Genomic DNA, 4,914 nt, shown 5'->3' with positions numbered 1-4,914 from the left:
AGGGCCACCAAGTTGCCAAAAAAGATGGAAACCCCCCCCAGGCGCACCATCGGTTGCTGGTGGATCTTGCGCTCGTCGGGAAAGTCCAACTGGCCACTGCGGATCCCGACCGCCTTCACCACCGGGGTTGCCCACAGAACCACACAGGCAGCAGCCAGAAAGGCAACCAAGTAGGGCATAGCAAGCCGTGGCGAGGATTGCGGTTATCCCAAGTGGGGGTAGAGGGGGAAACGACGACAGAGCTGAGCCACCCGCTGGCGACACTCTTCCAATACAGCAGGCTCCTCAGGCTGAAACAGACAATCGGCGATGATCTCCCCAATTTCCTCAAATTCTACTGGCCCCAAGCCGCGGGTGGTCAAGGCTGGGGATCCCAGACGCAGGCCGCTAGCTACAAAGGGCGGCTGTGGGTCGAAGGGAATGGTGTTCTTATTGGCGGTGATGTGGATCTCCCCCATCAGCCGATCCGCCCGTTTGCCCGTCATTACCGGATCCGCCGCCCCAGTTTTTTCCAGCACCGCCGAAACCGAGCGCAGATCCAGCAACATCAGGTGATTGTCGGTGCCCCCGGAAACCAGTCGAATGCCTCGCCGTTGCAGGGATCCCGCCAGGGCTTGGGCATTGGCGATAACTTGGGCCGAGTACTGGGCAAAGCCGGGCTGCAGGGCTTCTCCAAAGGCCACCGCCTTGCCAGCAATAACATGCTCCAGCGGCCCCCCCTGGCTGCCGGGGAACACTGCCTTATCCAGCTTTTTGCCCAATTCTGGGTCGCGGGTGAGAATGAGTCCCCCGCGCGGCCCTCGCAGCGTCTTGTGGGTAGTGGTGGTCACCACATCGCAGAGGGGCACGGGGTTGGGGTGATGTCCGGTGGCCACCAAGCCGGCAATGTGGGCAATGTCGGCCAGAAGATAGGCCCCCACCTCGTCGGCAATGGCGCGGAAAGCGGCAAAGTCGATTGCCCGCGGGTAGGCGGAGTAGCCGCAGATGATCAGCTTAGGCCGGTGCTGCAGGGCCAGATCCCGCACTTGGTCAAAATCAATCCGCTCCGTCTGCGGATGCACCCCGTAGTGCACCACGCGGAACCACTTGCCGGAGACGTTTACCGGGGAGCCGTGGGTAAGGTGGCCGCCGTGGGCCAGATCCATGCCCATAATTGTGTCTCCTGGCTGCAGCAGGGCCAGGAAAACGGCGAAATTGGCCTGCGCCCCCGAGTGGGGTTGCACGTTGGCGTGAGCCGCCCCAAACAGTTGCTTGGCGCGGTCGATGGCCAACTGCTCAATCTCGTCGATAAACTCACAGCCGCCGTAGTAGCGCTTGCCCGGCAGCCCTTCTGCATACTTGTTGGTGAGCACCGAGCCCTGGGCTGCCAAGACGGCAGGAGAAGTGAAGTTCTCGCTGGCGATCATCTCCAGGTGATCCCGCTGCCGGTTGAGCTCTTGCTGGATCAGGCGGTAAACCAAGGGATCCGTTTCCGCCAGGATGGCCAAGCTATCCCGTGAGGTGGTCAGACTTTGTGGAGCAGCTACCATGATGACGCCAAGACCGAACTTCGCAGGAGGAATGGGCAAGAACTGCTTCGCCGTCGCGACGGCGTTGCGGAGCAACATCGTAGCATGACCCGCAAACCAGCAGCGCAGGCCCCGGCCTTTCTGCCTGGGGTAAAACCCCAAAACTGAGAAAGAATCCCTTGCTTTAGGGGTGGGGAGAATGTCAATCGATCCAAGCAGAGGATCTGGGAGCCACGGTCAAGCGGGATGGGCAAGGGCTGCTTTGTAAAGAATGTTGAGCTTTTCTTCTCGGTGTCAAGGCTACCCCTCAAGCTACGGTAGAGTGAGGGAGCTGACTTTTGTGCAATTCCACTGTTAGGGAGTTGGTTATGACGGACGCACAAGTTTTCACCATCCTGGCGATTGCCTTGGTGCCGGCAGTGATGGCTCTGCTTTTGGGATCCGCCCTGGCCCGCAGCTAAAGCTCCTGCATCTCCCAAAAAGTGCCTCTGGATCCCTTCGGCCTGCCCCGTCACGACAGTGTTGCGGAGTAATAAGGCAGGCTTTTTTCTTTATCAAGGAAAAGGAATGGAAAGTGTGGCTTGCGCTGCTGCACTCCTTCGGTTGTCCTGCCGTTGTTGGCTAAAGTTGGATTGATAAGGAGCACTCCCGGCAGCCAAGCAACTTGAGCCAGGTGGATCTACAGCGGCTTCAGCGCGCCCTTTCCCTAGAAGCAGAGGTGGGGTTTACCGACCTGCGGGGGCGAGAGCAGACCTTCTCCCAATTTTTGGGGAGCGTGTTCGGACAGGATCCCCCCTCTGACTGGGTGCTGAATGGAGATGACCGGCGGCGATGGAAAGAACTGGGATCCCGCTATACCCTGTATTCCGAGCTGGAGCTGCCCGAACGCCAGCACCTGGTGGCCGAAACCCGCCGCTGGCTGGAGCGAGTCCGACGTCAGCAAGAGCTGTCCCGACCGAGTTCCCACCAACCTGGCTCGTTTGCAGCCTCGTTGCCACAGCGCTCTGGTTTCCCTGCCGTAGGCGTAGCAACAACCCCCCCAGAGGCAGGGCGGAGCACGATTTCCCCATCTCTCCCCGCCGGCCTCAGCCTGGAGCAGCCGCTGCAGTTTCTCAAAGGCATTGGTCCCAAGTCGGCGGAAAAGCTGGCACAACTGGGCCTACACAGCGTGCGGGATGCCCTCTACTACTTCCCCCGCGACTACCTGGACTATTCCCGGCGGGTGCTCATCCGCCAAGCCAAGGTGGGGGAGACCGTTACCCTTGTAGGGACGGTGAAAAGTTGCAGTTGCTTTACCAGCCCCAAGAATCCCTCGCTGACCATCTTCAACCTAAAGATTGCCGACAAAAGTGGTGTAATTACCCTCAGCCGCTTCTACAGCGGGCGGCAGTTTGCCCAGCGCAGTTGGCAAGCTTCCCTGGAGCGGCAATACCCCAAGGGGGCCCTGGTGGCTGCCAGCGGCCTGGTCAAAAAGGGCCGGTTGGGCCTAACGCTGGATAACCCGCAACTGGAGGTGCTGGGGGGAGAGGGCGAGGAGCTGGACAGGCTGGGCAAGATCTTGCCAGTTTACCCTCTCTCGGAAGGGATCCCCGCCGATCTGGTGCGCAAGGCGGTGCAACTGGCTTTGCCGGCGGCGGCCTTGGTGGAGGATCCCTTGCCGGCGGATCTCAAGCGGCAGTTGCAGCTTTTGGACTTGCCTGTTGCCCTGCAGCAGATCCACTTTCCTGAGACCCGAGAGCTGCTGGCCCAGGCCCGGCGGCGGCTGGTGTTCGATGAGTTTTTCTACCTACAACTAAGCCTATTGCAGCGGCGACACCGCTATCGTGCCCAAGCTCAGGCCATACCTCGTTACCAGCCGGCTAGAGGGGAGCTGTTGGATCGCTTCTACCAAATCCTGCCCTTTCAGCTTACCGCTGCCCAGCAGCGGGCCATCGACGAGATCCTAGCGGATCTGCGGGATCCCTTGCCCATGAACCGCCTCTTGCAGGGAGATGTGGGATCCGGCAAAACCGTGGTGGCGGTGGCGGCTTTGCTGGCAGCCATTCAATCCGGTTGGCAGGCGGCCCTCATGGCTCCCACCGAGGTTTTGGCCGAGCAACACTACCGCAAGTTGGTGGAATGGCTCAGCCAGCTGCAGGTGCCCGTTGAACTGTTGACTGGATCCACGCCCCCTGCTAAGCGCCGGGAGATCCTGCGGCAGTTGCAGACCGGGGAATTGCCCTTGGTGGTGGGCACCCATGCTCTCATCCAGCCGGCAGTGCAGTTTCGCAACCTGGGCTTGGTGGTCATCGACGAGCAGCACCGCTTTGGCGTGGAGCAGCGGGCCGCTCTGCAACAGAAAGGGGATCACCCCGATGTGCTCACTATGACCGCCACCCCCATCCCCCGCACCCTCACCCTGGCCCTGCATGGGGATCTGGATGTTACCCAAATTGACGAGCTGCCGCCGGGGCGCAAGCCCGTGCACACCCTGGTGGCCCGGCCAGGGGATCGCCTGCAGGTGATGCGGCTTATCGAGCGGGAAATTGCCCAAGGGCGGCAGGCCTACGTGGTGCTGCCGTTGATTGAAGAGTCGGAGAAGCTGGATCTCAAATCTGCCATCGAGGAACACCAGCGTCTGCAGGAAAAGGTCTTCCCCCAATTTCGGGTGGGCCTGCTGCACGGGCGCTTGACCAGTAGCGAGAAGGAAGCTGTCATTGCGGCCTTTCGCCGGCGGGAGCTGGATATTCTGGTCTCTACCACGGTGGTGGAGGTGGGGGTAGATGTGCCCAATGCCTCGGTGATGCTGGTGGAGCATGCGGAGCGCTTCGGGCTCTCCCAACTGCACCAACTGCGGGGGCGGGTAGGGCGGGGATCTGACCAAGCCTACTGCATCCTGATGACAGGATCCAAAAGCGAGGAGGCCCTGCGGCGGCTGAAGGTGCTGGAGCAGTCCCACGACGGGTTTTTCATTGCCGAGATGGATCTGCGCTTCCGCGGCCCAGGGGAGGTGATGGGCACCCGCCAGTCGGGGCTACCCGATTTCGCCCTGGCCAGTCTCATGGAGGATCAAGAGGTGCTGCAGCTGGCCCGCCAGGCGGCAGAGCAGCTTATTGTCCAAGACCCCGACCTGAAGCGCTGGCCCCCCTTAAGCCGCATACTGGAAGAGCGTCAGGCCCGTCTCTTGGGCCCTGGGTTGTTGACCTAAGCTAGGGGCAATTGGAGCACTATGCCCTATACTCTCGAAGACTTAAAAGCCCACGGCCTTTCCCCGGCGGAATATCAACAGATCCAGCAGCAGCTGGGCCGGGATCCCAACCCCAACGAGCTGGCCATGTTTGGGGTGATGTGGTCAGAGCACTGCTGCTACAAAAACTCCCGCCCTCTGCTGAAAAACTTTCCCACCACGGGCGAGCGGGTAGTGGTG

Annotated in this window: 4 protein-coding genes; 3 read left to right on the top strand and 1 reads right to left on the bottom strand. The window is 61.0% G+C overall.

The window, feature by feature from the left end:
- Positions 1–203: 203 nt before the first annotated feature.
- A complete protein-coding gene (glyA, locus tag NW837_RS04505) occupies positions 204–1,529 on the bottom strand; it encodes a serine hydroxymethyltransferase (RefSeq protein ID WP_414329444.1) in 1,326 nt (441 codons plus the stop codon).
- A 347-nt stretch (positions 1,530–1,876) separates the two neighbouring features.
- On the opposite strand from glyA, the gene psaM reads away from it, so the two are divergent.
- The 3 genes from psaM to NW837_RS04490 all read left to right on the top strand — a co-directional run.
- Positions 1,877–1,969, top strand: a complete 93-nt coding sequence (gene psaM / locus NW837_RS04500; RefSeq protein ID WP_011434349.1) for a photosystem I reaction center subunit XII — start codon at positions 1,877–1,879, stop codon at positions 1,967–1,969.
- A 212-nt stretch (positions 1,970–2,181) separates the two neighbouring features.
- Positions 2,182–4,695 carry an ATP-dependent DNA helicase RecG gene (gene recG / locus NW837_RS04495; RefSeq protein WP_414329443.1) on the top strand — a complete coding sequence of 838 codons (2,514 nt, stop codon included), beginning with the start codon at positions 2,182–2,184 and terminating at the stop codon, positions 4,693–4,695.
- A 21-nt stretch (positions 4,696–4,716) separates the two neighbouring features.
- Positions 4,717–4,914, top strand: a 198-nt coding sequence (locus tag NW837_RS04490) for a hypothetical protein (protein ID WP_414329442.1), incomplete at its 3' end; no start/stop codon positions are given.

The organism is Synechococcus sp. R6-10 (assembly GCF_047461815.1).
In the GTDB taxonomy this organism is placed as follows: Bacteria; Cyanobacteriota; Cyanobacteriia; order Thermostichales; family Thermostichaceae; genus Thermostichus.
This window is presented reverse-complemented; position numbering and strand designations above follow the sequence as displayed.